This window comes from Arthrobacter pityocampae, assembly GCF_002927275.1.
Lineage (GTDB): Bacteria > Actinomycetota > Actinomycetes > Actinomycetales > Micrococcaceae > Arthrobacter_D > Arthrobacter_D pityocampae.
In genome coordinates, this window is sequence record NZ_PRKW01000005.1 from 376,536 (window position 1) to 401,817 (window position 25,282).

Here is a 25,282-nt window from a genome sequence, read left to right on the forward strand (position 1 = left end):
CTGGAAATGTGCGATCCATTTGTTAGCCGTTTCCACCAGCACCCCGTCGCACGTCCTAAGCTCACCCATTGTCGATTGCACGGTAGCACTCAGTAGAAGTTAGGCGACATCTGAGCTTGACCCTCCCTCGTCCAGGCGCCCGCTCAGGGGTCCTCGTGCGCCCGCGCTGCCGACGTCCCATCGTGGTCGGGCGGAAACGCCGCGGCTTGGAGGGTGTCTTCAGCTCAGATGACTGGTCTGGTTCAGGGCTACCACTTGCCGGTCGTGGAAGAAGTCGTCTTCGCGAAGATAGGTGATACTGCCAGGGGCTACCGTGAACTTCACGTAGCCCGCGTGTTCGAGGGGAAGTCCGATCCACGCGGCGATGAGGTAGGTTGCGGTACCGCCGTGGGTGACCACGACTGCATCCCGGGCACCATGTACGAGGATCTTCTGAAGAGCTGAATACGTCCGGTTTGCCCACTCGAATCTCGTCTCGGAGTCATCGATTCCGTCGCGATGGTGCATGCGATCCCCGTCCGCGGGCGGGGGCGCGTAGGGGGTGGATCCACGGGGTGTGCCTTCGGCAGCCCCGTAGGACTGCTCACGAAGATCTGGGTCCAGGAGCATTTCCACGGCGAACCGATCAGCGATGGGTTCGGCGGTCTGGCGGGTCCGTAGGAGATCCGAGCAGACGAGCAGCGCTCCCTCCTCGTCAGGTATTCGCTCGCTCAGTGCCGCGGCGACCCTTTGGGCGTCGTGTACTCCTCGGGGAGTCAGTGCCGCGTCGTACCAACCACCGACGAGGCTATCGACATGATGGGTCGCTTCCGTGTGGGTGACAACGTACAAGTTCCGCATGACAACCTATTCATCTGGTCCCTGAGGGCTCGCCCGACTCTAACCCTCCATGGGGCAGACCCGTCGTTACCAAGGCGGTCCCGAGTTCAACACGGCCATCACCACCGCCAATACCCAGCCATAAGACGATCCCTCATCCAACAGGCCGACTGCGGAAACTAGCTATAGAACTGACGGAGGTTGTTGACAGTTGGGTCTGCCTGGGCCAGGAGTCAGTTGGTAGAGGACTGCCGTCTCCTGGTGACGTTCGTTCTGGCTTTCGCGCCGACGGCGAGGATCACGCCGAAGATCACCCACGTTCCGACATCCAGCGCACTACTCGTCCACGGCTGCGGTGCGACGAACGAGCCGACGATCAGCGCGATCACGATAAGCCACACGGCCGCAAGGAACGGCGTCAGGCGTGACCTGAAGGCAAGGCGCCGCAACTCGGTCTGGAAGGCCTGGTAATCAGTCATTTCCGCATCCTTTCACCTGCGGCAAAAATGGCCGCGGGCAGGAGGAGACAATTGTGGAGTCCATCCGCTTCAAGGCCACGGCGAACGACGGGCTTTGCGCCCACGCGATCACTTCCCGGGCCCGCCGTGCTCGTCGGTGCGCAGAGCCTGAATGGCGAGAGAAATGAAGGCGCATGCCCCGCCAGCCATCATCACCGATCCCAGGACCAGGTACCAGGCGTCGGCCTTCAGAAACGACAGAACGGCAAACACAGCGAAGCCAATGCCTGCCAAACCCGTGACCAGTGCCTCGCGCCAGGAGGCGCGAGGTCGTCGTCCGGCGCTCAAGATGCCGGCCCCTCCGGTGGCGGTTTCTGACGAGCTCTGCCCTTCAGCGCATGCCCGACGAGGCTCCCGATGACGATGACCATACCGGCTGCTGTAGCCCGCAAAGGACCAGAGCCTTGTACGCCACGGACGACCGAGTAGACCAGGATCACGCCAGGTAGAAGCAGAATCCCCCATTGTCGTGCCTTCATCTCATCCCCCTTTGACTGTGGCAACTTTCTTCAGGACCCCAAGGGCAGCTTGGATCAGGGTTGGCGCGTCCTATCTCTTGCCGCCAACCCCTCGATGACGACGTACGCAACGAATCCGAGCACGGACGTCAGGGCAAGCCCAACAAGCATGTCTAGGTACTTGCCGAAGTTATACGCGGCGAAAATTGCTCCGAAAATGATCACAATGGTAGCGAGCTTCCGTATTCTCATTCTGCCAATCGTCCTGTGGTCACGTGCGTCATGGCTTGAGGCATTTCCTCTATTCTTCGGAAAGCACCCAGCCAAACAGGATGTGAGGCTCAAAGCAACCTTTTATCTCGGCCCTTGATGCACTGTACGAAGAACCATAAATGATATTACTATTTGCTCCGAACCTTGAAGTCCTCATCTCGTCATCAAAGACGAGATGAGGACTTCGAGATCGTAGTGCGGTTGTTACTGGTGCGTTGCGCGCACCCCGTCGGAGATAGTCGCCCCGGGGTGATCGATGCGGTATTGCTTTACCCGCTTCGCGTCAACTCCTCCCGAAGGCCGGTATTCCGTTCCCAGCCGACCTATGGTGCTCGGAGCGAAAGCCCACAGGGCGAGGGCCAACCCCGTGAGGGCTATACCCAACATGAGACTGTTGCCGATGAGCCATACAGCCAATCCCGAGGCGGCTAGGACAATGATTGAGACAGGAAGTGCGTACTTCATAGTCGTTGCTCCTTATCGAGTTCGGAGATATTTTCAGCTTCTACTCGAAGCACTCTTGCTGGATACCTGCGATTCCGACAAGTTCAGCCGCTAGGGAGGCGAAGGCTCCACCGGCAACCGCCATCTTCTCGTAACTGAAACTTGCACCCCACATGAGCTTGACGGCTTCGCTCACACCGCCGAGCTCGTTCATGAGCTTTTTGATCTTCAGGATCTTGGACGCGGGTAGGGCGACCCCTGCGATGGCCGCGGCGATGGCACCGGTACACAGGAAGACATTGGCATCGGTACTCGCTTGATCGCTTGGTGAGCCCGTCACCGGCCCAGCTGGCGGATTCTGTGCAGTCCACTGCTGGAGCGCGGCATCGCCTTCAAGCAACACACTGTCCGGGATCGACATCAGGTAATTCAACTCTGCTTCGAGCTCGGCTCCCTTGTCCGGAGCTGACGCGACAGCTACACGCTCCAGCGGGACGCTTGCTGATGGCTGTGCCGCTACGGCGGTCGTGCTTCCTGCAGCCAACCCGCAAGTCACGATGAGACCTACAAAGGACATCTTCAGCGTATTTTTTGTCATTTCGCCCCCAGTGCGATTTGTACAACTTTTCAGCAATGTCCTATAAGCATATGAAGACTCTTCTTAGAGGTCAAGGCTGCATCGAGAGTTTTCTCGATGTCTTGTTCTTAACGATGTCAATGATTATGAGTAGGAAATTAAATTTGCTAGATACCACCTGTGCTGCGATGTCAAATCGTTCATCATAATCGGTAGGGCGGATGGGGTATGAAGCCAAAGCCCGCGCTGGAGATGAGCCTTTCCGACTCATTCGCGTCGCCCTCTGGACGAGACCGCGAGTGCCGAGGTCGGTCCCCGTTCTGTGCCTCTCCCACTCGGGCCGGCCTCACGGCCACCTTCACCCGATGGGTCGAAACCGATGCAGATGCGGCCCTGCACCTTGAGGGCGACTAGAGCCGCAACCCCAAGCCGTCAGACATACGAAGCGTGCTGAGTCGAATAAAGGATCGAACGCCGTCCGTAAATGGGTCGCTTTGCGCCCGTGCAGATGACTTCGGGAAGTAGTGCAGGCGACTTCGAGAATCGACAATCGGTCGGGCTCGTCGTACCGAGGGAGAGGGCGTTTAGCCGGGACGGTGAAAACGGGCGCATAGGTACCTTGTCTGCAACACTGAGTCGATGAAGATCGGATAGGCGCGTCTCGACCGCCGGCCAGGACCTCACCGCTCAACGGGAGAGTCTGATGTCCCTTGGCGTCGAGGAGGAGAACATCCACGTCGATCATGGCTTCACCGGCACGAACCGCACCCGGCCGGGCCTGGGGGAAGCGCTGGCTTCCTGTCGGAAGGGTGACACCCTGGTCGTGACGAAACTCGACCGGTTGGCACGCTCCGTCCTCGATGCCCGCAACATCGCCGACGAGCTCACCCGCAAAGGTGTCGCCCTGAGTTTGGGCGGCAGCATCTACGATCCGACAGACCCGATCGGCAAGCTCCTGTTCAACGTCCTAGGCATCGTGGCCGAGTTCGAGTCCGACCTGATCCGCGCCCGCACCCGGGAAGGCATGGCTGTCGCCAAAGCCAAGGGCCGACTCCGCGGCAAGCAACCCAAACTCTCGGACCACCAACGCAAGCACCTGCTCGGCCTCGTCGACGAGGGCGAATACACGCGAGGCGAGATCGCCGAACTCATGGGCGTCTCCCGGACAACCGCGTACCGGGAGATCCAACGACGAGCCCGAGTCACGACCCCAGGACCGCTTCAGTAGTGCCTCATAAACTGCAGTCTTACGAGAAATCCGACCGTCCACCTCAGAGCTGAAGGACTTCCGCGCGATCTCCGAGCTCGATGGGATCGAGCGGGCACGGGTCCTGCAGGGTGATGTCGGTGACGCGGCGTGCAGGACCCGCAAGGAACTGGCTCTGGTGGGGGCACTACTTCGTCGTCCCGCGTCGAGGCGACCGTGTGGCCGACGGGCTCACGGTGCTCGGTAGAGGGCGTACAGGACCTCAACCAGTTGAGCGGCGGGTGCTGGCTCGATGGACCGGTGGAGCTGAGTCACCCGCTCACGGGGGCCGTGTCGCCCGCCGTGCTACTGATCGACGGCCGCGCCGATCGGCTCGAGTACGACGTCGGGGAAGTCCTTCCGGAAGTGCCCCACCTTCCACTTGTCGCCGAACACGGCCACGATCTCGCCGTCGGACCGGAAGAGGATCTCGCCGCCGCGGAACGTCGCCGGGACGCCCTGGCTCTCCGGTGCCACGCGCATGGCGAGCGTGTAGGAGAGGTTGTCCAGCGACGTCGGCGCGTTGAACTCGGTGCCGAGCCGCTGGGCGGCGACCTCGAACTGCAGGGCACCGACGGCGGCCAGCACGGGTGCCTGGTCGCCGCGGAGGTCCGAGCGCAGCACCTGCACCACGCCCTCGTGTTCGAGCTGCTCGATGCCGCGGCGAAACTGCTTGTACCGCCCCGGATCCTTGGCGCGCGCGACGGCGAACAGCTCGGGGGAGAAGCGCGGGATGTCGGGGAACTGCACGGGTTCTTCGGCGAACAGGCTGTCGCCCACGCGGAGGCTCGTCGCGTTCACGAGCCCGACGACGTCGCCCGGCCACGCGGTGTCCACCACTTCACGGCTGCGGCCGAGGACGCGGTGCGCGTACTTGGTGGCGAAGGGCTTCCCGGTGCGCTGGTTGGTGATGACCATGCCGCGTTCGAACGTGCCCGAGCAGATGCGCAGGTACGCGATGTGGTCGCGGTGCGCACTGTCCTGGCCGGCCTGCACCTTGAACACGAAGCCGGACATCGGCGCATCGATGGGGCGGGGCTCGTCATCCTTGGAGGGGCGCGGGGTAGGGGAGGGCGCCACGTCCACCAGAATGTCGAGGAGCTGGGAGACGCCGAAGTTCTTGGCTGCGGCCGCGAAGAGGACGGGCGTCTGGCGGGCCGCCTCGAACTCCTCACGGTCGAAGGATCCGTTCGAGGATTCGACGAGGCCCGACTCCTCGCGGGCGTCGAGCCAGGCACCGGCGTCCCGCGGGTCGAGGGCGTCGATGTCCACCTCGGTCTCGGTGGCGGCCTGGGCGCCGGCCTCCACGGCCGTCAGGGCGATGGCCCGCTCGGCCCGGAGGTCGATGAGTCCCTGGAACTCCCCGGCGATCCCGGCCGGCCACGTGAGCGGGACGGGATTCATGCCGGTGCGCGCCCCGACGTCGTCGATCAGGCCGAGAGCGTCCAGGCCCGGCCGGTCCCACTTGTTGATGACCGTGATGATGGGGATGTTCCGCGCCTTGCACACGGCGAGCAGCTTGACGGTCTGCGGTTCGAAACCCTTGGCGGCGTCGATCAGCATCACCGCGGAATCGACGGCGGCGAGGACGCGATAGGTGTCCTCCGAGAAGTCCGCGTGGCCTGGGGTGTCCACGACGTTGAGGATGGTGTCGCGGTAGGTGAGCTGGAGGGCAGCGGAGCTGATGGAGATGCCGCGCTCCTGCTCGATGCCCATCCAGTCGGACACCGTCGCGTGGCGGCTCGACTTGCCGTGCGTCACGCCGGCGTCCTGGATGGCCCGGGCGAGGAGCGCCAGGGCCTCCGTGAGGGTCGACTTCCCGGCGTCGGGGTGCGAGATGACGGCGAAGGTGCGACGGCGTCCGGCCTCACGGCGGACGGCATCGGCGTCGAGGACGGGGGATTCGGTTAGCAGGGCCACCCTCCCATTGTCCCCGATGCCGGCGCCGTACCCGTCGGTGGGGCGAGGTGCGGACTGTGCGACTGGACACGGGCGTCCTCGGTGGGGCAGGGGACGGCGGATCGCGGCGGCGCTACCGGCGTGCGTGCAGCTCGAGCCGCATGAGGACCCGCGGGAACCCGTTCAGCACCGACGTGGTGTCGGCTGCCTTGCTGAATCCCACCGCCTCGAAGAGCCGGCGCGTGCCGACATAGGCCATCGTGCTGTCCACCTTCGCGCCCGCGTTGTCCACCGGATACCCCTCGATGACCGGAGCGCCGGAACTCACGGCGAAGTCCACCGCCCCCGCGAGCAGTCGATGCGAGATGCCCTTGCCGCGATGGCCGGGCCTCACCCGGATGCACCACACCGTCCACGCATCGGCGTCGTCGATCCGAGGGATGGTGCGGCTGTTGGCGAAGGCCGTGTCGGCGCGCGGGTGGACGGCAGCCCACCCGACGACGTCGTCGCCGTCGTAGGCGAGGACCCCGGGCGGTGGATCCTGACGGCACAGGCGTTCCACGAGGGCGCCGCGCTCCTGCCGGACAAGCGCGGCGTTCTGCCTGGCCGGGAGGCGGTAGCTGAGGCACCAGCAGGCGTTCGCGTCGGCTCGCCTGGGGCCCACCATCGTCGCGACATCCTCGAACACCGTCGCCGGGCGCACCTCGATCATCATGACCACACTGTTCCATCCGGGGGTGCGGCGGACAACAGTTCCGGGGTCTAGTGGTCGACGCGCTCCGCCGTCGTGCCCCGCAGGCTCCACGCCGCGAGGACGGCCGCGCCGGCCATGAGCAGGGCTGCGATGCCGGACGTCAGGGTGACGCCGCTGTCGAAGGCGTGGAACGCGGACTCCCGGAGGAGTGCCGCGCCGGTCGGGCCGAGCTGGGTCGCGACCTCGACCGCGCCGCCGAGGGTTTCCGTGGAGGTCTCCGACTGGTCGCCGCTGAGCCCCGCGGGGAGCAGCAGGTTCCGCTGATAGGACGCCAGCAGGATGCTGCCGAGCACGGCGGTCCCGAGGACGGAGCCCACCTCGTAGGCGGTCTCGGACACGGCGGACGCCGCGCCCGCCTTGGCGGCCGGGACGGAGGACAGGATGAGGTCGTTCGAGATGGTCTCGGAGGCGCCCACGCCGATCCCGAGAATCACGAAGGCGGTCATCAGGAGGCCCGCGGACCCGCCCTCGCCGAGCAGGGCGATCATCGCGTAGGCGACGGCCGAGAACATCAGGGCGACCGGGACGACGACGTGCGGCGGGCACCGGCGGGCCAGCGGCACGACGGCGAGGCCGGCGACGATCGTCACGAGGAGGCCGGGGAGCAGGACCAGCCCGGCGTCGAGCGGGCTGAGCCCGAGTACCAGCTGGAGGTGCTGCGAGACGAAGAACAGGAAGCCGACGAGCGAGAAGATCGCGAACAGGTTCACCAGGACGGCGCCGCTGAACGCGCGGACCGCGAACAGGCGGACGTCGAGCATGGGGTTGCGACGCTGGAGCTGCCGGGTGACGAAGGCAGTGCCTGCCGCGAGGCCGATGAAGGCCGCCGTCACCGAGATGAGCAGCGGACCTCCCTTCGCCAGGTTCTTGATGGCGTAGACCACCGGCAGCATGGTCCCGATGGACAGGGCGATGCTGAGGTAGTCCACGCGGCCCGGGTGGGAGTCCTTCGACTCGGGCACCAGGGCGGGGGTCAGCGCGAGCATGAGCAGCAGCACGGGGACCGCGAGGAGGAACACGGAACCCCACCAGAAGTGCTCGAGCAGGATGCCGCCGAGTAGGGGGCCGAGCGCGGCGCCGGCCGAGAAGCCTGCGGCCCAGACCGCGATGGCGATCCGGCGCTGGTTCCGGTCCAGGAAGATGTTGCGGATGAGCGAGAGGGTCGACGGCATGAGCATGGCGCCGAAGACGCCGAGGCCCACGCGGGCGGCGACCAGGAGCGCCGCCGTCGGTGCGAACGCCGCGATCACGGAGAACACGGCGAACCCCACGGCGCCGATCATGAGCAGGCGACGGCGGCCGAAGCGGTCGCCGAAGCTGCCCATCGCCACCAGCAGGCCGGCGAGCACGAGGGGATAGCTGTCGACGATCCAGAGCAGGGTGGTCCCGCTCGTGGCGAAGTGACGCGAGATCTCGGGCAGGGCGAAACTCAGCACGGTGTTGTCCACCGAGACCAGCAGCACCGGCAGCATCAGCACGGCGAGGGCGAACCACTCGCGGCGGCCGGCCAGGGGATCGGGGGACTGAACGGCACGCGGGTTCACCCCGGACACACGTGCAGAAGGGGAAGGTGTTGTGGTCATCCATCAAAGCTATACCGTCCAGCCGGTACAGTACAACAATCGTGACCGGTATCATCAGGGAGTGTCCAGTTCCCGCGAGCGCATCCTCGACAGCTTCGAGAAGGCTCTGATCCGCGACGGCGAGAGGGCCGCCACCATGGAAGCGGTGGCCGCGGACGCCGAGGTCTCCAAGGGCGGACTGCTGTACCACTTCCCTTCCAAGGAGGCGCTCGTCGACGGTCTGGCCGACCGCCTCCGGGGCCTCGCCGAGAAGGACCGCGAGACGATGGCGGCGGCGCCGGACGGCGCGGCCCGCTACTACGTCCGGACGTCCGTCTTCGAGGACAGCCCGCTCGATCGAGCCCTCGTCTCCATGGCGCGCCTGGCCCAGCAGGGGCATCCGACGGCGAAGGCCTCTCTCGCCGAGATCCAGGAGCGATGGCTCGACGCGCTCGATGCGCAGCTCGGGGATCGCACGACGGCGCACGCCGTCAAGCTCCTCGGCGACGGCCTCTACTACGACGCCGCGTTCTTCGCCTCAGCCGGCACCGGCCGCACGAGCGGCGCGGAGATCGACGAGCTCCTCGACGTCGTGGACCTCATCGTCAGCCGCAGCAGCCACCGCGGCGTCGCGTCCTGACCCGCCCCGTCCCGCCGCCCGGCGTGGGGACGATCCCGAGGAGGGACGCCTCACTAGAGTGGGACGTGCACGACCGGACCCGGCAGACGGCACGGGCGCTCAGCGAGGGGACAGCAGGATGATCAAGGGTTTCAGGGACTTCGTCCTGCGCGGCAACGTGATCGAACTGGCGATCGCCGTCGTCATCGGGAGCGCGTTCACGGCCCTCGTCGGCGCCTTCACGGCGAACATCATCGACCCGGTCATCGCTTCCGCCGGCGGGATCGACGCGGAAGGGCCCGGCTTCTGGATCCGGCCGGGTAACGACGCCACCTTCGTCGACGTGGGTGCCGTCCTCACGGCCGTGGTCACCTTCCTCATCACGGCGGCCGTGGTCTACTTCGTGTTCGTCGTGCCGATGAACCGGGCGCGAGCGCGGCTGGACGCGCTCGCCGGCCCGGACGACGCCGAAGAAGAGGCCCCGATCCCGGTGGACACCGCGCTCCTGACCGAGATGCGGGACCTGCTGAAGGATCTGGCGTCTCGGGACGTGCGGCCGTGACCGGCCAGGCCGGTCCGGTGGCGAGTCGTCCCGGTCTCCGTCCGCAGACCCTGCCACTCCGCGCCGCCGTCCGTCTGGTGGTGGGTGCCGTCGTGCTCCTGGCGGTCGTGTCCACGTTCCTGGACACGGCATCCCGGAGCCCGGTGAACCCGTTCAACTTTTTCGGGTTCTTCACGATCCAGGGCAACCTCCTGGCTGCGGCCGTCCTGCTCCTCGCCGCCGTACTCCAGGTCCGCGGAGCGGCCGACCCCGAGTGGCTCCTCCCGGTCCGGGCCGCCGTCACCACGTACATGTTCGTCGTCGGCGTCGTCTACAACCTGCTGCTGGTAGGACTTCCGGGTGGCGTGGAGCTCGCCTGGGCCAACTGGGTCATGCATGTCGGATTCCCGGTCTACGCCGTCCTGGACTGGATCGTCGCCGCCGATCGCCGCGCACTTTCCTACCGCGTACTCCGCCTCATCCTCGTGTTCCCGCTGGTCTGGGTGACGGTGGTCCTGGTGCGGGGCGCCACCGACGGTTGGGTGCCGTACCCGTTCCTCGATCCGGCGTCGGGCTACGCCTCGGTTGCCGTGTACGTCGTCGTCATCGCGGTGGCCGTCCTGGCCTTCGGCGCCGTGGTGCTCCTCATCAGCCGCCGCGTGCGACCGGTCGCGGAACCCGTCGGCGAGGCCCGCCGCAACCCCGCCTGATCCGCGGGGGCCACCCGTGGTGTTTTCCGGAGGGTGGCCCCGTGCTGGTGATTACTTCCTGAAGGCGTCCTTCACGTTCTCGCCTGCATCCTTGACGTCCGCCTTCGCCTGATCGGTGCGGCCTTCGGCCTGGAGGCGCTCGTTGTCGGTCGCCTCACCGACGCCCTCCTTCACCTTCCCTGCCACTTTCTCCGCTGCATTCCTGATCTTGTCGTCCAATCCCACGGGATTCTCCTCCGGTTGTGGTGTTTCTTGATGACCGGCGCGCGGATTGCGGCCGGGGTTCCTGGGTCCTGACGGATGAGCGGCGCCCGTTCCCGTCAGGCGTCGAGCGCCACCGCTTCGACGGTCACGGAGCTCTGCTTCTTCGGGGTGGCCCTGACATCGATCTCGACGGCGAGGGAGGCCGGCTCCTGGCCGAGGCTCGCGCGGAGGTCGTGCCTGATGTGCTGTTCGATGTCCGTGACGACGTAGGGGATGGCCGCGTCGCACGTGGTCGTGGCGCGGACGGTGATGTCGGGGGTCCGTGACGAACCGCGGATCACGGTCCGCGCGCCGGTCACGTCGTCGAGTTCTTCGATCCGGGTGCTGATGGCGTCCTCGAGGAGCGCCGGCTCCACGAGGGTGAGGCCCTTGCCGTCCGGGTCCTCGAGCTTGACGGTCGACGCACCGTGCTTGCGGGGAACCTGCGCCAGCAACCACAGGACGGCGAGGATTCCGAGGACGAGACCGGCGGCGAGGAGGGCGCCGGCGAGCACCTGGTCCCCGGCGGCCGGCGCGAGGACCGGCTGGTCGCGTCCCGGGGCGCGCAGGCCGGAAAACGAGCGGCCCTCGAGCAGGCCGAGCCCGGTAGCCGCGGCCAAAGCCCCGCCGACGAGGAGGATGCTGCCGGTGATGATGAGCCAGGCGCGGTTCAGGCGCCCTGCTGTGTGTCGCATGATGGGTTCTCGTCCTATCTCTTGTGGGTGCTGACGCTCACGGAGACCCTCGGTGTGCGGGCCAGCCCCAGCTCGTCCAGCCGGTGCTGCAGGATGCCGGTCACGGTCGCCCTCAGGTCGTTGCGGTCCAGCAGGTACGTGGTGATGTGTACGTCGACCGTTCGGGCGGCGAGCGTCGTCCGGGCCGTATCTACGCCGTCGATCGTGTTCGCCCTGGCGGTCAGGAGGGTCTCGAGCCCCGCGTTCCTCAGCGCGGCGCGGGCAATCCCGTCGTGGTCGATCAGGTAGGCGTTGTACCGGCCGGGCACCAGGGCGGCGACGACCAGGAGCGCGCCGGCGAGCGCTGCGAGGGCGGCCGCGACGAGTACGGCCTGACTCGACCAGGAGGACGCACCCACCCGCTTGGCCGCGTCGAGGAAGGCTGCGTCCCCCGACAGGGCGGTGACTCCGGTCCAGACGGCCGTCGACGCGACGCCCAGCAGCAGGGCCGCGCAAAGGATCGCCGGTATGGTCCGGGCCGGGCGCCTGCGGATCGTCGTGCTGCTCACTGGAGCCTCCTGTGTCGTCTGTCCGGTTCGGTGGTGAGGGCCCGGACCGTGATGTCGATCCGACGCACCTGCAGCCCCGTGGTGTGTTCGAGGGTGTCGGTGACGTGCCGCCGGATGTCCGCCGACTGCGCGGCAAGATCCGCCGGGAAGTCGAGTGCGACGTCGAGGAACACCGCGACGGTCCTCCCGCTGATCTCGACGGACGCCCGGGGCCGCTGCCCGGAATCGGCATGGCGTGCGATCCCGAGTACTCCTCCTCGAAGGCCCCCGACGAAGGGGAGTTCGGCGGCGCCCTGCGCGGCGATCTTCTGCACGACCTTCTCGCTCAGCGTGAGGGTGCCCCGGTGCGGCGCCGGTGGCAGGGCGCCCCTGGTGGGTGTGGTGGTCATGGTGCTAGTCCCGCTGACGGCGGGACCCTGCGAGGTCCTGCAGGTCGATCTTGCCGTCGAGGAGGCGTCCCACTACCAGGCCGACTGCTGCGAAGAGGATGACCGCCAGGAACTCGAGGAATCCCCCGAAGATCACGGCGAAGCCGAGGAGGAGCCCGACGAAGAGGCCGATGGTGCTACGTGACATGACAAAGTCCTAGGAAATGGTGCGGATAAGGGCGGGCGAGCCGGTCCAGGGCCCATCCTGGACCGGCCGTGACGAAGGGGAGCGGCTACTCGAGTTCCGTGCCGGTCGAGGACGTCTTCGCGCCGGTCGAGGAGTCATCGGAGTCCCCGTCGGTGGGCAGGTGTACGTCGGAGACGGTCACGTTGACCTCGATGACCTCGAGGCCAGTCGTCCGCTCCACCGCGCTGATGATGTTCCTGCGGATGTTGTTGCTGACCTCGACGATCGACGCGCCGTACTCGACGACGACGGTGACGTCGATCGCGGTCTGCTTCTCGCCCTTCTCGATGCTGACCCCGCCGGAGGCGTTGGTCTGGGATCCGGGGATGCGCTCCGCGAGCTGGTCGAAGGCGCGGCGCGCCGCGTTGCCCATCGCGTACACGCCCGGAACCTCACGGGCCGAGATACCCGCGATCTTCTGCACCACGGTGTCCGCGATCGACGTGTTGCCCTGCTCGGTCTGCAGCGGGCTCGCCGGCCGGGACGTCCGGGCCCCGCGGATCTCGTCGGCCTGGCGCGTCTGGTCCGCGTCCGTGGCGGGGACTGCCGCTGCCCGGCGTGCTGCTGTGCTCTGATCGTCTGCCATGTGAATCGGTCTCCTGTGGGTGGGGGATGGTGTCGTACACAGGTAAGGACGACGCCGCTCCTCATTCGTCACGCCGGTGGCGGGAATTTTTTCCTCCGATTCCCGGGCCGGCAGTGTCGACCCGTCTTCCGCTGTGCGATTCTCGGCGGGCGCGGATGCCGGGGGAGGGATGCCCGTGCCGGTCGCTTATGATTTCGATGTCGAGATGGATTTCACTCGGCGGGTCCTGGGGGATGTCACGACGTTGCAGCGGAAGGAGGCGTGCCGGATGGGCCGCACCCCGGACGATGCGTTCCGCGTCACCCCGCCGGACTCCGCGTTCGACGACGCGGAGGACGCGATGCCCGCGGCCGGCGCACCCGAGCAGGTGTGGATGTCCCTGGACGATCTCGACGAAGCGACGATCGTCGCCCGCGCCCAGGACGGCGACCTCGACGCCTTCGAATGGCTGGTCTCGGCCTATCAGGGCGGGGTCTTCCGCCTGGCGTTCCGCATGCTGGGTGATCACGCCGAGGCCGAGGACGTCGTCCAGGAGACCTTCATCGCCGCCTGGCGCAACCTGCCCACGCTCACCGCGCCCCAGGCGTTCATTCCCTGGCTGTACCGCTCGGCGACCAACAAGTGCTTCGACGTGCTGCGGGGCCGCCAGCGCCGGCCGGTGGACGCCGTCCCGTTCGACGACGACGGCGGACCGGATGGGCCCGACTCCCCGCACTGGGGGGAGGGCGGCCCCGGGAGTCGGATGCTCACGGCCCTCGGCTCGAGGGCCGTCCAGGATCCGGCGCTCCGTCATGAGACCGAAGCCCAGATGCAGGCACTGGCCGACCTGCTGCAGACCGTCCCGGCCGGACCGCGCGCCTGCTGGCTGCTGCGGGATGTCCACGAATTCTCCTACGCTGAGATTGCAGTGATCGTGCAACTGCCCGAAAGCACTGTCCGTGGACGTATTGCGCGTGCTCGACGGTTCCTCGCAGAAGGGATGCAGCCATGGCGTTGAATGAGGATCAGCCGCGCCTGGGGTGCGGGCGGATCATCGATGACGTCTGGGCATCCATCGACCAGCCGCCGACCGCCCACGAGCTGGAGTGCCCGGACTGCCGGAGCGCGCGCCTGGCGCTTCATCATCTGGAGTCGGTCACGGGATCGCTGCGTGACCGCGACCGCGACGACCCCGCACTGCAACCCGGGGCCCGGGTGAAGGAGGCAATCATGATGGTCGCCCGCGCCGAGGTCCGGCGGAGCCGGCGTACGCCCCTGGTGACCACGGCCCTGGGCACGATCGACATCAGTGAGCAGGCCCTGAGTGGGCTGATCCGGTTCGCGGCCTCCACCGTCCCCGGGGTCCGTGCCCGCCGGTGCACCATCGCCGGGGCCCCTGCCGGCGCCGACCCGACCACCGATCCGGCCGTCGCGGCGGTGGACGCCGGGGACGTCCGGATCACGCTCACCGTCGCCATCTCCTCCGGGGTGAGGGTCCCCGCAACTATGGACCTGCTCCGTGAACGGGTAGCCACCGTGGTGCAGGCCCAGACATCCATCACCATGCAGCAGATCGACATCATCGTGGAGGACCTGTATGACCTCTGAGCAGCCCCGGCCGGCGCTGGTCGTGGACCTCGACCCGCTGGCGGACGTCATCAGTGCGGCGCTCGTCGACCATCCGGGGGTGGTACGCCTCGAACCGACGCTGCGCAGCGTGATCGACCGCTGGACGCCCGCGGCCCTCGACCAGTTGCACCGGACCCTGCGGCCCGCGGGCTCACCCCCCGTCGTCGCCCGCGACGGGCTTCTCCTCACGCTCTCGGACGGAGTCCTGGACCTGAAGATCGACGTCGCCACCGATATCAACCGATCCGCCCTCGACCTGGCGCGCGAGGTACAGGACGTGGCCGCACGGCTCGTGGACGCCGAGGGGATCGCGGTCGGGCGGGTCGACGTCACCATCCTCGCCATCGAGGGAGCTCCGGCGACCTGATCCGGCCCGGCTCCCACCGGAGCCCGGGGGTCGGCGGAGCCGGCAGCAGTGGCGCGGTCCGCCGCGCTCCCGGCGCTAGCGTCTCGTGTCGGCGAGGTCCGCGGTCGACGGCCCCTCGAGCAGCTTTCCGTCCGCGGTGAAGCGCGAGCCGTGGAGCGGGCAGTCCCAGGACCGTTCGGCGTCGTTCCAGGTGAGGATCCCCTTGAGGTGCGGGCAGACCGCCGACACGCGATGCTGGACGCCGTCCACGGTGCACACCCCGATGGGGCGCGCGCCCTCGCGGATCACCCGGCCCTCGCCCTCACCCGGCGTGGAGGACGAGGAGCGCGCCAGCCCGCCCAGCCAGCCCGAGACCATCTCCAGGCCGACGGCGGCGTTCGCCTGCGCCGTCTGGAGCGCGTCGGCGCCACTGACCCTCGTCCGGTACAGCGTCCCGGCCCACGGCATGTTGCCGCCGAGGATCTCCCCCGACAGGGCCAGCGACGCCGCGACCGCGTTGGTCATGCCCCACTTGTCGTAGCCGGTGGCCGCGTAGATGTGGCCGCCGCCCGCCGGGACCTTGCCCACGTAGGGGACGGCCGCGGCGGGGGCGTAGTCCTGGGCCGACCACGCGTAGGCGGGGCGCGCCGTCGGGAAGTACTCCTGCGCCCACCGCGTGAGGCCGTCCACCCGTGCCTGCGTGGCGGAGCTGTGGCCCACCTTGTGGCCGTTGCCCCCCACGATCAGGTACGGGGTGCCGTCGACGACGGCGGTGCGCAGCGACCGGGTGGGGGAGTCCGCGCTGAGGTACATGTCCTCCGGGACGTCGTCCTCCACGGTCAGGGCCACGCAGTACGAGCGCATGGGCTGCAGCACGGCGAAGTAACCGCCGCGGTCGAGGATCGGGATGCCCGTGGCGAGGACGACGTTCGACGCCGTCACCGGGCCCGCGCTGGTCCGCAGCTCCACGCCCTCCGCCCCCTCGGGAGCCTTGGCGACGCCCTCCACGCGGACGCCTTCCACCAGCGTGCCGCCGTGCCGCCTGAACTCGGCGGCCAGACCGGCCAGCACCTCGAGCGGGTGGAACTGGGCCTGGTCCTTCAGGCGCAGCGTCTTCCGCACGGGGAAGGGGAGGGACGCCGCGCTGCCGAGCTCCGTGTCCAGGCCTGCGGTGAGGCACGCCTGGTGCTCGGCGGTGAGTTTCCGCGCCCCGGTGTCCGTGGTCGCGTACCCGACGGCGTCGCGGGTCTGGTAACCGATGCCGTTCTCGTCGCAGAAGCGCAGCAGCCAGGCCTGGCCCTCGCGGTTCCCGAGGACGTAGGCCCGGGCCACGTCCTCGTCGTGGTGCTTCAGGATCGCCGAGATGCTCGTCCCCTGCAGGAGCGAGAGCTTCGCCGTGGTGTTGCCCGTGGTCACCGCCCCCGCGGTCCGGGCCTCGAGGACCGCCACGCGATGCCCGGCCCGGGACAGCAGGAGCGCCGTCGTCAGCCCGGTCAGTCCGGCCCCGACGACGACGGAGTCGTAGGTGGCACCGGCCGGCAGGGGATCGGCCGGGATGGACGGGGCGGTAGCGAGCCAGAGCGATCTCATGGGAATCCTTCGGAAGCCGGTCGGTGATCCCCACCGAACCACCAAGCCCGCACACGGTCAAGCATTCCGGGGCCTGTCGGCGGCAGGCGCTAGGGTGACCCGACGACCGTCCCCTGCAGGAAGGCACCCCCCGTGCACGTCCAGCTCGTCCTTCCCCATCAGCTGTTCGAGGAGCACCTCGAGGCGTCCCCGGACACCCGCTTCGTCTTCCTCGAGGACGACCTCATGTTCCGGGATCTCCGGTTCCACCAGCAGAAACTCGTCCTGCACCGGGCTGCCATGACCATCTTCGCGCAGCGGGTCCGGGACGCCGGCTACGGCGTCGACTACGTGGAGACCTCCGCGGAGGCCACCAGCCAGGAGCGGCTGGCTGCCGCGCTCGCGGACCGCGACGCCAGCCACGCGACCTACTACGACGTCGTCGACGACTGGCTCGACCGGCGGCTCACGCGGACCCTCGCGGACGCCGGCGTCGCGGCGCGCGTGCTCGAGACCCCGCAGTTCATCACGCCGCGCGACATCCTCGGCACCTACTTCTCCTCGCACAACTGGCGCATGCAGACCTTCTACGAGTGGCAGCGCAAGCGGCTCGGGATCATGGTGGAGACCGACGGGTCCCCGACGGGCGGCAGGTGGAGCTTCGACGCGGACAACCGCAAGAAGCTGCCGAAGAGGATCGCACTGCCGGACCTGCCGCAGTTCGGGCGGCCACCGGAGGTCGAGGAGGCCATCACGTGGGTGCGGGGCGCGTTCCCGGACAACCCCGGCACCGCGGAATCCTTCAACTGGCCCGTCACGCACCGGCAGGCCTCCGACGCCCTCGAGGCGTTCCTCACCGAGCGCTTCGAGCTCTTCGGACCGTACGAGGACGCCATCGCGGAGGGCCAGACCTACCTCTTCCACTCGGCCCTGAGTTCCAGCATGAACACCGGACTCCTCAGCCCCGGCGAGGTGGTGGACCTCGCCCTGGACTTCGCCGACCGCCACGACACCCCTATCGCCAGCGTCGAGGGCTTCCTCCGCCAGGTCATCGGCTGGCGGGAGTACATCCGGGCGTCCTACGTGATCCGCGGACGGGAGATGCGGACCGGCAACACCCTCGGATTCACGGCGGACCTCGACGAGGGCTGGTGGACCGGCGGGACGGGTCTCGCCCCCGTGGACTCCGTCATCAGCCGCGTACTCGACACCGCCTACGCCCACCACATCGAGCGGCTCATGGTGCTCGGCAACGCGACCCTGCTCATGCGGGCGAAGCCGGACGCCGTCTACGAGTGGTTCATGGAGATGTTCATCGACGCCTACGACTGGGTGATGGTGCCCAACGTCTACGCCATGAGCCAGTTCGCGGCAGGCACCATGATCACCACCAAGCCGTACGTCAGCGGCAGCAACTACATCAAGAAGATGAGCGACTTCAAGGACGGACCGTGGCGGTTCAGCTGGGACGCCCTCTACTGGGAGTTCGTGGAGGACCACCGCGAGCTGTTCGCCCGCAACCCCCGGTCCACCATGAGCGTGGTGCTCCTCGACCGCATGGACGCCGAGCGGCGGGAGGCCCTGCGTCAGGAGGCTGCGCGGTGGCTCCCCGGTGAGGGCAGGACGACGGGCGGCTCGGGGCGGGCCAACATGGGAGGCATTCCGGCTGCGAAGGCAACCCGGGCGGTGGAGGCCGCGGAGGCCACGCTCCCCGGCCTATAGTCGGATCCATGGAACAGAGAACCCTCGGAAGAACCGGCCGTCCCGTCTCCGTCGTCGGCCTCGGCACCTGGCAGCTCGGCGCGGACTGGGGTGCGGTGGAGGACAAGGACGCCGTCGCCGTCCTCGAGGCGGCCGTCGACGCCGGGGTGACCTTCTTCGACACCGCGGACGTCTACGGCGACGGCCGCAGCGAATCGACCATCGGCGCCTTCCTCCGGGACAACCCGGGCCTCGACGTGCTCGTCGGCACGAAGATGGGCCGGCGCGTCGACCAGACCCCCGAGAACTACACGCTGGCGAACTTCCGCCAGTGGATCGACCGGTCGCGGACCAACCTCGGCGTCGACACCCTGGACCTCGTCCAGCTCCACTGCCCGCCGACCGCCGTCTACAGCTCCGAGGAGGTCTACGACGCGCTCGACACCCTCGTCGGTGAGGGCGTCATCAGCAACTACGGCGTCAGCGTGGAGCGCACGGACGAGGCACTGGCGGCCATCGCGCGCGGCACCACGGCCAGCGTGCAGATCATCCTCAATGCGTTCCGCCTCAAGCCGCTCGACGAGGTCCTGCCCGCCGCGCAGGCCGCCGGCGTCGGGATCATCGCGCGCGTCCCCCTGGCTTCCGGACTCCTGTCCGGCAAATACACGACGGACACCGCCTTCGCCGAGGACGACCACCGCAACTACAACCGGAACGGCGCCGCGTTCGACGTCGGGGAGACCTTCTCGGGCGTCGACTACGCCACCGGCGTCGGGGCCGCCCGCGAATTCGCGGACCTCGTGCCCGACGGCGTCACGACAGCCGAGGCTGCCCTCGCCTGGATCATCGCCCAGGAGGGCGTGAGCACCGTCATCCCCGGCGCCCGCAACCCGGAGCAGGCCAGGGCCAACGCGGCAGCGGCCGGGCATGCAGGCCTCGGCGCCGACCTGAGCGCCGCCGTCGCCGACATCTACGACCGCCATTTCCGGGCCGCCGTGCACCCTCGCTGGTGATCCGCCGTGCGGAATCTGCGCACTCCACGCGCGGGTTCCGCACGGCCAGACCCTCGACTAAGGTGAGGAGTATCACGTCAGACGGAGTTAGAGGACGTCTGTCATTGTTGGATCACCGATGAAGGAATCGACATGACCGAGAACACCTCAGGCGTCAACGCAGGCGAAGCGCACACCATCCGCGACTGGACGGACCTCGCGGAAGAGATGTGGGCCTACCTGACCGGGCGCGGCGCCGCGATCAACTACACGCTGGAGAACATGACCATCGAGGTCCCGCGTGACATCGGCCCCGATGCGCCGCGCGCCACCTGGAAGTTCAACGGAACCCTGCGGATCACGACCAGCGACAACGCATCCGGCGGCTCCGACCCGCACACGAGCTGACGCGCCGCGCGCATCATGGCCTCAGCACTCAGATTCGACATCGACATTGATTTCTCGCTGGGAGAACCGGCCATCGACGGGAAGCCGGAAGCGGGGCTCTCCGGCACCGTGAAGGCGGCAGGATCCACGATCGAGATCTTCGTCGACGACCCCGGCTCCTTCCGCGGCAACAACCTCCCCGGCCTCGGGCAGGTGCGGGATGCCGCGCGGCAGCTGGCGCAGCGGGGTCTCGCGGTCTCGGTCTCCGGACCCAAGGGGCTGCTGGTGAGCATCGGTGCCGTGGAGTCCTCCCTGGCCCAGCGGCTCATCACGCGCTCCCCGCACATCCGTCTCGGCTCACCCGGGACGCTCGCGCCCCTGCTCGGCGTCGGCCGTCGCGTCCTCGAGAAGGGGGATGCGCCGTCGCTCATCCCCCCGTCCACGCCGTTCCCGATCGTCCCGACGGTCAATCGCCGGATCCGGCGCACCATCACGACGACCCACTACGAGCGGGGGTCGGGGCGCCCGCGCCTCATCTTCGTGCAGAACTCGGCAACGTATTCCGGCCAGGTGCCGCGCGAGTTCGAGCTGGTCGCCGACCGCACCACGATCGGCAGCGGCGAGGACGCGATGCTCAGGCTGACCGGTCTCGACGCCCTGCACGCGGAGGTCCTCCACACGGAGGACGACGAGTACGTACTGGTACCGCACGGCGTCACCAGAGGCAGCGTCAACGCCCGCGAACCGTCCGTGCTCCGCACCGGGGCGCGTATCCAGTTCGGTGACTGGGCGCTGGCGTTCTTCCGGGAGGAGTACGCCGACCACGGGCGGCCGTACGGCGGCCGCAGCGGTGGCGAACTCGCCTACCAGCGTCCGCAGCGCAATCCGCGTACCGGCGCCACCGAGGTGGACGGTTCCGCCGGCGTCGGGGACTTCCGACGGCGGCGGCGCTGACCCCGGGGCCAGGCGGCCGACCGGCGGGCCCGGCAGGGTGGGTGCGACGTGGCCGATAGCGTCGAACTCCTGCTGGACCCGCCGTCGGAGACCTTCCTGCTCGAGGACTGGGCCGCGCTCGAGGCGGCGGGCCTGCCGAACCAGTCACGCCACCTGTCCTTCAGCAACAGCCCGCACATCACCCTCGCGGCCGCCGGCAGGATCGACGACCGGTACGACGCCTTCCTCGCGTGTGCGGCGCAGGACGGCCCCACGGGCCTGGTTACCGCTGGATTCCTCGTCTTCCCGACCCGGCGGAAATACGTCCTCGCGCGGCAGGTCATCGGCAGTGATGCCCTGACCGGCCTGCACCGCCGGATCTGGGCCGCCCTGGACGGCGTCGAGGATCCGGTGCCCACTACCGTCCCGGGGGCCTGGACCCCGCACATCACGCTCGGCCACGGCCTGACCGCCGACCAGCTGGCTGCAGCCCTCGGCATCCTGCGGGACCGTCCGGCCGAAGGGCTTCGAGCCGGCGCGGTCCGCCGATGGGACGCCCAGGAGAAACAGCTGGTCCTGCTCGGCGGCGGGGGCGCCGGGGCCGCGGCGTCAGGGGACGTCCGCGCGGAGTGACGCCGGGTGGACCACCACGCCCTGGGGTTCGCGGATCCACCACAGCCCGGTGGCCCGCTTCTCCTCCCGGGTGGAGAAGCGGTAGATGAAGATGCGTGCGCGGATGTAGCGGGGCCGTTCGCCGTCGAAGGGGTCCGTGCGGAGCAGTTTCAGGACCGCCGGGTCCGCCTCGAGGAGCTTCACCAGGAACGGGGCGAACCAGCCGCGTTCCGAGCCCAGGGCGAGGAACCACATCATCCAGTCCAGCCGCAGGTGGTACGGCGCGATCTGGCGTGGCATCCGCGCCGGGTCACCGGGCTTGCCCTTGAACTCGTACTCGCGCCAGCGCGCACCGGGGCCCACGGCGTCGAGCGTTCCCTCCACGACCACCTCGTACCGCACCTTCGTCACGCTCCCGAACGCACCGTAGGCGTTCCCGAGGTGCCACCGGTTGAAGCTCGCGTTCATGAGTTGCCGGCGGGCGAACAGGTTCAGCAGCGCCGGCCAGCTCAGGTAGGCGAGGACCAGCATCGCGACGGACACGACGACGCTCACGTACAGCGGCGTCGGTCGGTGGGCGCCGGACAGCTCGAGGGCGGGGAGCACCGCCTCGTAGAAGGAATCGGGCACGGCGGCGAGGGCCAGGATGATCGTCAGGGTGTTGAGCCAGGCGAAATTGCCGGAGAGCACGAGCCAGCACTGCGTGACGACGATGATCAGCGCGGCGAACCCTGCCATCGGCTGCGGCATGAAGAGGAGGAACGGGACGGCCAGCTGCGTGACGTGGTTGCCCGCCACCTCGAGGCGGTGCAGCGGTTTGGGCAGGAGGTGGAAGAACCGGCTGGCCGGATTCGGCATCGGCTGGGTCTCGTGGTGGTAGTACAGGGCGGTCAGGTCGCGCCAGGAGCGGTCGCCGCGCAGTTTGATCAGACCGGCCCCGAATTCGAGCCGGAAGACGAGCCAGCGGATCATCAGCAGCACCAGGAACGGCGGCGCGATCTCCGCGGATCCGAGGAACGCGACGACGAACCCCGCCTCCAGCAGCAGGCTCTCCCAGCCGAAGCCGTAGAAGACCTGGCCCACGTTCACGATCGATGTGTACAGCCACCAGACGAGGAGGAACGCGATCAGGGGCACCCACCACGGCCCTGCCTGCGGGATGCCGAGGACGAGCGCGGCGGAGAGTGCCGCGCCGGTCCAGGCGACGACGCGCAGGCGCCGGTCCGTGTAGCCGCGGTGGAACAGTGTCGGGCCGGCCCGCCGGCCGGCCCTTGCGAGGAAGACGGGAACCGGCAGGAGGCCCTTCTCGCCGAGGAGGGCCGGGAACTGGGCGACGGCGGACAGGAACGCGATGACGTAGACGGCGGCGACTCCGCGCTGGGCGATCTGCCGCCCGACGTCGTACTTCTCGGCGGTGAGGACGTCCGCGGCCCACTCCATCCCCTCAGCGTCCGGTTCCCCGGAAGGAGCGTCAAGGGCGTTTCGACCCCACAGTGAGGGTCCCGGGACTAGCGGATCCGCTCAGGAACCCCCGGGGTGAGGGGGGCGGGGGAGGTCGACGAGCGCCTGGACGGCGGCGTGGTCGCTCGCATACCTGCCGTCGAGGGTGGAGGTGTTGACCGCCACCTGGCGGACGCGCACGTCGGGGGTGGTGAGGATCCAGTCGATGCGCATCCCACCGTCCACGGGGCTGGCGTAGCGGGGAAAGGTGCCGTAGGCGGGGGTGAGCTGCTCGTCCGCCCGGGTCCACGCATCCATGAGGACTCCCGAGTCCAGGAACTGCCGGTACGCGGAGGATGCGCCGGCATCGGAGTTGAAGTCGCCCATCACGATGGTCGGCAGCCGCGGGTGGAAGAAACGTACGAGGTCGAGCACCGCGGTGGCACTACGGAGCCGCGCGTGCTCGGACTCATGGTCGAAATGGGTGTTCACGAGGAGGATCTCCCGGTCGGATCCGCTGTCGTGGAAACGTCCCCACGTCACGATGCGCGTCACCCCATTGCCCCAGGTGGACGAGCCGATGAGCTTCGGGTTGTCCGAGAGCCAGAACTGGTCCCACTCGATGAGCCGCAGGCGGTGGGCGTCGTAGAAGATGGCCGAGTACTCGCCGCGACTGCCGCCGTCCCGGCCGTCACCGATCATGCGGTACCTCGGCGGCAGCGCCGCCTCGATCACCGTCAGCTGGTGGCGGAGGGCTTCCTGCACGCCGAGGACGGCCGGGACCTCCCGGCGCAGCAGGTCCTGCAGGGGCGCGATCCTGTCCGGCCAGTAGTCCACGTCCTCGGGCCGGGCGGAGGGGCGGTCGTACCGGATGTTGAAGCTCATGACATGGAGCGAGGACCGGCTGGCCCCGATCAGGGCGGGGGACTGCGATGGTGTGGGTGTTCGAGGCATGAGACCCTTCCGGTGCGGCACGTGGGATGCGGCGGCTGCCCGGCGATACGCCGGCGGGCCGTCAGCCGAGGTGGTCCACGAGATCCGCCGCGATGCCGGTGTACCGCGCGGGCGTCAGGGCGAGGAGCCGCTGCTCGGCGTCCGGACCGAGGCCGAGGCCGCTGACGAAGTCACGCATGCGCCCGGCGTCCACGCGGTGCCCGCGGGTCAGGTCCTTGAGGCGCTCGTACGGATCATCGAGGCCCGGTACGCCGGCGATCGCCTCGGCGCGCATGACCATCTGCACGGCCTCCCCGAGGACCTCCCAGTTGCCGTCGAGGTCCGCCGCGAGGACGTCCTCGGCGACGTCGAGCCGGGCGAGGCCCTTCGCCACGTTCGAAATGGCGAGCAGCGAATGCCCGAGGGCGACCCCGATGTTGCGCTGGCTGGAGGAGTCGGTCAGGTCCCGCTGCCAGCGGGAGGTCACGAGCGTCGACGCCAGGACGTCGAGCAGGCCGGAGGAGATCTCCAGGTTGGCCTCCGCGTTCTCGAAGCGGATCGGGTTGACCTTGTGCGGCATCGTCGAGGATCCCGTGGCGCCCGCCACCGGGATCTGGGCGAAGTACCCGATCGAGATGTAGCTCCACACGTCCGTGCAGAAGTTGTGGAGGATCCGGTTGAAGCGGGCGACGTCGGAGTAGAGCTCCGCCTGCCAGTCGTGCGACTCGATCTGCGTGGTGAGCGGGTTCCAGGTGAGGCCGAGGCCCTCCACGAAGGACCGCGCGACGCCCTGCCAGTCCGCCTGCGGGACCGAGGCGTAGTGGGCGGCGTACGTGCCCGTTGCCCCGTTGATCTTCCCGAGGAACTCCGTGGCCGCGATGCGGTCGAGTTGCCGCGTCAGCCGGTGCGCGACGACGGCCATCTCCTTGCCCAGCGTGGTGGGGGTGGCGGGCTGGCCGTGCGTGCGCGAGAGCATCGGGGTGTCCCGCGCCGTGCGTGCGAGGTCCGCGATCGACGCGACGAGTGCCCGGGCGGCCGGCAGCCAGACGTCCAGGACGGCGCCCTTCACGCCGAGCGCGTAGGAGAGGTTGTTGATGTCCTCCGACGTGCAGCCGAAGTGGACGAGCGGCTTCAGGTGGCCGATCCCGATCCCGTCGAGCCGCCGTCCGATGAAGTACTCCACCGCCTTGACGTCGTGCACGGTGACGGCCTCGATCTCGCCGAGTTCCGCGACGGACTCCGCGTCGAAGGAGGTGACGATCGCGCGCAGCCGTGCCTCCTGGCCGGCGTCCAGGGGTGCGGTGCCGGGCAGGACGGCGTCCCGTGTCAGGTGGATCAGCCACTCGACCTCGACGTGGACGCGGTCCCGGTTGAGCGCCGCCTCCGAGAGGAAGTCGACGAGCGGGGCGACGGCACCGCGATACCGGCCGTCGAGCGGCCCGAGCGTCAGGGACGTCCCCTCCCCTCTGGACAGAGCAGCGAATTCAACCCGGGGGAGCGCGGAGTCAGCCATTCCTCCATCCTTTCACGGCGCCGACGGCGGGGGTCACCCCGGGCAGTACGCTCCGCAGTCTTGACCCGCCCGTGGTCCTGTCCACATAGCGACTCCGTCGTCCGGGCGCCCCCGGGCCCCCTCCTAGCGTTGAAGGACGGC

Annotated in this window: 28 protein-coding genes and 1 pseudogene; 12 read left to right on the forward strand and 17 right to left on the reverse strand. The window is 68.5% G+C overall.

The window, feature by feature from the left end:
* Nucleotides 1-219: 219 nt before the first annotated feature.
* The 4 genes from C4K88_RS13240 to C4K88_RS13250 all read right to left on the reverse strand — a co-directional run bounded on the left by C4K88_RS13240 (nt 220) and on the right by C4K88_RS13250 (nt 3,110).
* Nucleotides 220-840 carry a histidine phosphatase family protein gene (locus tag C4K88_RS13240; RefSeq protein ID WP_104122086.1) on the reverse strand — a complete coding sequence of 207 codons (621 nt, stop codon included), beginning with the start codon at nt 838-840 and terminating at the stop codon, nt 220-222.
* A 212-nt stretch (nt 841-1,052) separates the two neighbouring features.
* Nucleotides 1,053-1,298 (reverse strand): hypothetical protein, encoded by a 246-nt coding sequence (locus C4K88_RS13245; RefSeq protein WP_104122087.1) that lies wholly within the window; start codon nt 1,296-1,298, stop codon nt 1,053-1,055.
* Between the two features lie 108 nt (nt 1,299-1,406).
* The gene (locus C4K88_RS17155; RefSeq protein WP_146065690.1) at nt 1,407-1,625 is read right to left on the reverse strand and encodes a hypothetical protein; all 219 of its coding nucleotides are present in this window, start codon (nt 1,623-1,625) and stop codon (nt 1,407-1,409) included.
* 948 nt (nt 1,626-2,573) lie between these two features.
* Nucleotides 2,574-3,110, reverse strand: a complete 537-nt coding sequence (locus tag C4K88_RS13250; protein ID WP_146065691.1) for a hypothetical protein — start codon at nt 3,108-3,110, stop codon at nt 2,574-2,576.
* A 634-nt stretch (nt 3,111-3,744) separates the two neighbouring features.
* On the opposite strand from C4K88_RS13250, the pseudogene C4K88_RS13255 reads away from it, so the two are divergent.
* Nucleotides 3,745-4,317, forward strand: a pseudogene (locus C4K88_RS13255) (recombinase family protein); the annotation flags it as partial.
* A 324-nt stretch (nt 4,318-4,641) separates the two neighbouring features.
* Here C4K88_RS13255 and C4K88_RS13265 read toward each other — a convergent pair.
* The 3 genes from C4K88_RS13265 to C4K88_RS13275 form a co-directional block, all read right to left on the reverse strand.
* Nucleotides 4,642-6,255 (reverse strand): peptide chain release factor 3, encoded by a 1,614-nt coding sequence (locus C4K88_RS13265; RefSeq protein WP_241521929.1) that lies wholly within the window; start codon nt 6,253-6,255, stop codon nt 4,642-4,644.
* 112 nt (nt 6,256-6,367) lie between these two features.
* Nucleotides 6,368-6,949 carry a GNAT family N-acetyltransferase gene (locus C4K88_RS13270; RefSeq protein ID WP_104122251.1) on the reverse strand — a complete coding sequence of 194 codons (582 nt, stop codon included), beginning with the start codon at nt 6,947-6,949 and terminating at the stop codon, nt 6,368-6,370.
* A 47-nt stretch (nt 6,950-6,996) separates the two neighbouring features.
* Nucleotides 6,997-8,571 carry an MFS transporter gene (locus tag C4K88_RS13275; protein ID WP_104122090.1) on the reverse strand — a complete coding sequence of 525 codons (1,575 nt, stop codon included), beginning with the start codon at nt 8,569-8,571 and terminating at the stop codon, nt 6,997-6,999.
* A gap of 61 nt (nt 8,572-8,632) precedes the next feature.
* On the opposite strand from C4K88_RS13275, the gene C4K88_RS13280 reads away from it, so the two are divergent.
* From C4K88_RS13280 to C4K88_RS13290, 3 genes are all read left to right on the forward strand, one after another.
* Entirely contained in the window at nt 8,633-9,190 is a 558-nt protein-coding gene (locus tag C4K88_RS13280) for a TetR/AcrR family transcriptional regulator (RefSeq protein WP_104122091.1), read from the forward strand.
* 118 nt (nt 9,191-9,308) lie between these two features.
* Nucleotides 9,309-9,731, forward strand: coding sequence for a large conductance mechanosensitive channel protein MscL (gene mscL / locus C4K88_RS13285; RefSeq protein ID WP_104122092.1), 423 nt, complete (start codon nt 9,309-9,311; stop codon nt 9,729-9,731).
* Between the two features lie 17 nt (nt 9,732-9,748).
* Nucleotides 9,749-10,420 (forward strand): Pr6Pr family membrane protein, encoded by a 672-nt coding sequence (locus tag C4K88_RS13290; RefSeq protein ID WP_104122252.1) that lies wholly within the window; start codon nt 9,749-9,751, stop codon nt 10,418-10,420.
* Nucleotides 10,421-10,471: 51 nt separating this feature from the next.
* Here C4K88_RS13290 and C4K88_RS13295 read toward each other — a convergent pair whose 3' ends face one another.
* From C4K88_RS13295 to C4K88_RS13320, 6 genes are all read right to left on the reverse strand, one after another.
* Nucleotides 10,472-10,645: a CsbD family protein gene (locus tag C4K88_RS13295; protein ID WP_104122093.1), complete on the reverse strand. Its 174-nt coding sequence runs from the start codon at nt 10,643-10,645 to the stop codon at nt 10,472-10,474.
* 95 nt (nt 10,646-10,740) lie between these two features.
* Nucleotides 10,741-11,358, reverse strand: a complete 618-nt coding sequence (locus tag C4K88_RS13300; RefSeq protein ID WP_104122094.1) for an Asp23/Gls24 family envelope stress response protein — start codon at nt 11,356-11,358, stop codon at nt 10,741-10,743.
* Between the two features lie 14 nt (nt 11,359-11,372).
* Entirely contained in the window at nt 11,373-11,906 is a 534-nt protein-coding gene (locus tag C4K88_RS13305; protein WP_104122095.1) for a DUF6286 domain-containing protein, read from the reverse strand.
* On the reverse strand, nt 11,903-12,295 hold the full coding sequence (locus tag C4K88_RS13310) for an Asp23/Gls24 family envelope stress response protein (RefSeq protein WP_104122096.1): 393 nt from the start codon (nt 12,293-12,295) through the stop codon (nt 11,903-11,905). Before C4K88_RS13310 ends, C4K88_RS13305 begins: the two co-directional genes overlap by 4 nt.
* A 4-nt stretch (nt 12,296-12,299) precedes the next feature.
* Nucleotides 12,300-12,482: a DUF2273 domain-containing protein gene (locus C4K88_RS13315; protein ID WP_104122097.1), complete on the reverse strand. Its 183-nt coding sequence runs from the start codon at nt 12,480-12,482 to the stop codon at nt 12,300-12,302.
* Nucleotides 12,483-12,567: 85 nt separating this feature from the next.
* Complete coding sequence (locus C4K88_RS13320; protein ID WP_104122098.1) at nt 12,568-13,107, reverse strand: Asp23/Gls24 family envelope stress response protein; 540 nt, start codon at nt 13,105-13,107, stop codon at nt 12,568-12,570.
* 205 nt (nt 13,108-13,312) lie between these two features.
* Here C4K88_RS13320 and C4K88_RS13325 point away from each other — a divergent pair, with 205 nt between their 5' ends.
* Genes C4K88_RS13325 through C4K88_RS13335 form a run of 3 tightly spaced genes read left to right on the forward strand, consistent with a single transcriptional unit; the run spans nt 13,313 to nt 15,082 of the window.
* Nucleotides 13,313-14,104 carry an RNA polymerase sigma factor gene (locus C4K88_RS13325; protein ID WP_206604371.1) on the forward strand — a complete coding sequence of 264 codons (792 nt, stop codon included), beginning with the start codon at nt 13,313-13,315 and terminating at the stop codon, nt 14,102-14,104.
* Nucleotides 14,095-14,694 (forward strand): Asp23/Gls24 family envelope stress response protein, encoded by a 600-nt coding sequence (locus C4K88_RS13330; RefSeq protein WP_104122099.1) that lies wholly within the window; start codon nt 14,095-14,097, stop codon nt 14,692-14,694. The genes C4K88_RS13325 and C4K88_RS13330 overlap by 10 nt, the downstream gene beginning before the upstream one ends.
* Complete coding sequence (locus C4K88_RS13335) at nt 14,684-15,082, forward strand: hypothetical protein (protein ID WP_104122100.1); 399 nt, start codon at nt 14,684-14,686, stop codon at nt 15,080-15,082. Before C4K88_RS13330 ends, C4K88_RS13335 begins: the two co-directional genes overlap by 11 nt.
* 75 nt (nt 15,083-15,157) lie before the next feature.
* Here C4K88_RS13335 and C4K88_RS13340 read toward each other — a convergent pair whose 3' ends face one another.
* Entirely contained in the window at nt 15,158-16,651 is a 1,494-nt protein-coding gene (locus C4K88_RS13340) for an FAD-dependent oxidoreductase (protein WP_104122101.1), read from the reverse strand.
* A 132-nt stretch (nt 16,652-16,783) separates the two neighbouring features.
* Between C4K88_RS13340 and C4K88_RS13345 the strand changes: the two genes are divergently transcribed.
* The 5 genes from C4K88_RS13345 (at nt 16,784) to C4K88_RS13365 (ending at nt 21,276) form a co-directional block, all read left to right on the forward strand.
* A complete protein-coding gene (locus C4K88_RS13345; RefSeq protein ID WP_104122102.1) occupies nt 16,784-18,352 on the forward strand; it encodes a cryptochrome/photolyase family protein in 1,569 nt (522 codons plus the stop codon).
* An 8-nt stretch (nt 18,353-18,360) separates the two neighbouring features.
* On the forward strand, nt 18,361-19,344 hold the full coding sequence (locus tag C4K88_RS13350) for an aldo/keto reductase (RefSeq protein ID WP_104122103.1): 984 nt from the start codon (nt 18,361-18,363) through the stop codon (nt 19,342-19,344).
* Nucleotides 19,345-19,476: 132 nt separating this feature from the next.
* The gene (locus C4K88_RS13355; RefSeq protein WP_174705239.1) at nt 19,477-19,731 is read left to right on the forward strand and encodes a hypothetical protein; all 255 of its coding nucleotides are present in this window, start codon (nt 19,477-19,479) and stop codon (nt 19,729-19,731) included.
* 15 nt (nt 19,732-19,746) lie between these two features.
* Nucleotides 19,747-20,664, forward strand: coding sequence for an FHA domain-containing protein (locus C4K88_RS13360; RefSeq protein ID WP_104122105.1), 918 nt, complete (start codon nt 19,747-19,749; stop codon nt 20,662-20,664).
* A 48-nt stretch (nt 20,665-20,712) separates the two neighbouring features.
* A complete protein-coding gene (locus C4K88_RS13365; RefSeq protein ID WP_104122106.1) occupies nt 20,713-21,276 on the forward strand; it encodes a 2'-5' RNA ligase family protein in 564 nt (187 codons plus the stop codon).
* Here C4K88_RS13365 and C4K88_RS13370 read toward each other — a convergent pair.
* From C4K88_RS13370 to purB, 3 genes are all read right to left on the reverse strand, one after another.
* Complete coding sequence (locus C4K88_RS13370; RefSeq protein WP_104122107.1) at nt 21,253-22,695, reverse strand: lipase maturation factor family protein; 1,443 nt, start codon at nt 22,693-22,695, stop codon at nt 21,253-21,255. The two genes, C4K88_RS13365 and C4K88_RS13370, sit on opposite strands and share 24 nt — an antisense overlap.
* 81 nt (nt 22,696-22,776) lie before the next feature.
* Nucleotides 22,777-23,649, reverse strand: a complete 873-nt coding sequence (locus C4K88_RS13375; RefSeq protein ID WP_104122108.1) for an endonuclease/exonuclease/phosphatase family protein — start codon at nt 23,647-23,649, stop codon at nt 22,777-22,779.
* Between the two features lie 61 nt (nt 23,650-23,710).
* Nucleotides 23,711-25,141, reverse strand: coding sequence for an adenylosuccinate lyase (gene purB / locus C4K88_RS13380; protein ID WP_104122109.1), 1,431 nt, complete (start codon nt 25,139-25,141; stop codon nt 23,711-23,713).
* Between the last annotated feature and the right edge of the window lie 141 nt (nt 25,142-25,282).

Coding starts and splice junctions, on each gene's coding strand:
- C4K88_RS13240 (WP_104122086.1), bottom strand. CDS start 840: ATGCGGAACTTGTACGTTGTCACCCACACGGAAGCGACCCATCATGTC.
- C4K88_RS13245 (WP_104122087.1), bottom strand. CDS start 1,298: ATGACTGATTACCAGGCCTTCCAGACCGAGTTGCGGCGCCTTGCCTTC.
- C4K88_RS13250 (WP_146065691.1), bottom strand. CDS start 3,110: ATGACAAAAAATACGCTGAAGATGTCCTTTGTAGGTCTCATCGTGACT.
- C4K88_RS13270 (WP_104122251.1), bottom strand. CDS start 6,949: ATGATGATCGAGGTGCGCCCGGCGACGGTGTTCGAGGATGTCGCGACG.
- C4K88_RS13275 (WP_104122090.1), bottom strand. CDS start 8,571: ATGACCACAACACCTTCCCCTTCTGCACGTGTGTCCGGGGTGAACCCG.
- mscL (WP_104122092.1), top strand. CDS start 9,309: ATGATCAAGGGTTTCAGGGACTTCGTCCTGCGCGGCAACGTGATCGAA.
- C4K88_RS13300 (WP_104122094.1), bottom strand. CDS start 11,358: ATGCGACACACAGCAGGGCGCCTGAACCGCGCCTGGCTCATCATCACC.
- C4K88_RS13310 (WP_104122096.1), bottom strand. CDS start 12,295: ATGACCACCACACCCACCAGGGGCGCCCTGCCACCGGCGCCGCACCGG.
- C4K88_RS13315 (WP_104122097.1), bottom strand. CDS start 12,482: ATGTCACGTAGCACCATCGGCCTCTTCGTCGGGCTCCTCCTCGGCTTC.
- C4K88_RS13320 (WP_104122098.1), bottom strand. CDS start 13,107: ATGGCAGACGATCAGAGCACAGCAGCACGCCGGGCAGCGGCAGTCCCC.
- C4K88_RS13325 (WP_206604371.1), top strand. CDS start 13,313: ATGGATTTCACTCGGCGGGTCCTGGGGGATGTCACGACGTTGCAGCGG.
- C4K88_RS13330 (WP_104122099.1), top strand. CDS start 14,095: ATGGCGTTGAATGAGGATCAGCCGCGCCTGGGGTGCGGGCGGATCATC.
- C4K88_RS13335 (WP_104122100.1), top strand. CDS start 14,684: ATGACCTCTGAGCAGCCCCGGCCGGCGCTGGTCGTGGACCTCGACCCG.
- C4K88_RS13340 (WP_104122101.1), bottom strand. CDS start 16,651: ATGAGATCGCTCTGGCTCGCTACCGCCCCGTCCATCCCGGCCGATCCC.
- C4K88_RS13350 (WP_104122103.1), top strand. CDS start 18,361: ATGGAACAGAGAACCCTCGGAAGAACCGGCCGTCCCGTCTCCGTCGTC.
- C4K88_RS13355 (WP_174705239.1), top strand. CDS start 19,477: ATGACCGAGAACACCTCAGGCGTCAACGCAGGCGAAGCGCACACCATC.
- C4K88_RS13360 (WP_104122105.1), top strand. CDS start 19,747: ATGGCCTCAGCACTCAGATTCGACATCGACATTGATTTCTCGCTGGGA.
- C4K88_RS13370 (WP_104122107.1), bottom strand. CDS start 22,695: ATGGAGTGGGCCGCGGACGTCCTCACCGCCGAGAAGTACGACGTCGGG.
- C4K88_RS13375 (WP_104122108.1), bottom strand. CDS start 23,649: ATGCCTCGAACACCCACACCATCGCAGTCCCCCGCCCTGATCGGGGCC.
- purB (WP_104122109.1), bottom strand. CDS start 25,141: ATGGCTGACTCCGCGCTCCCCCGGGTTGAATTCGCTGCTCTGTCCAGA.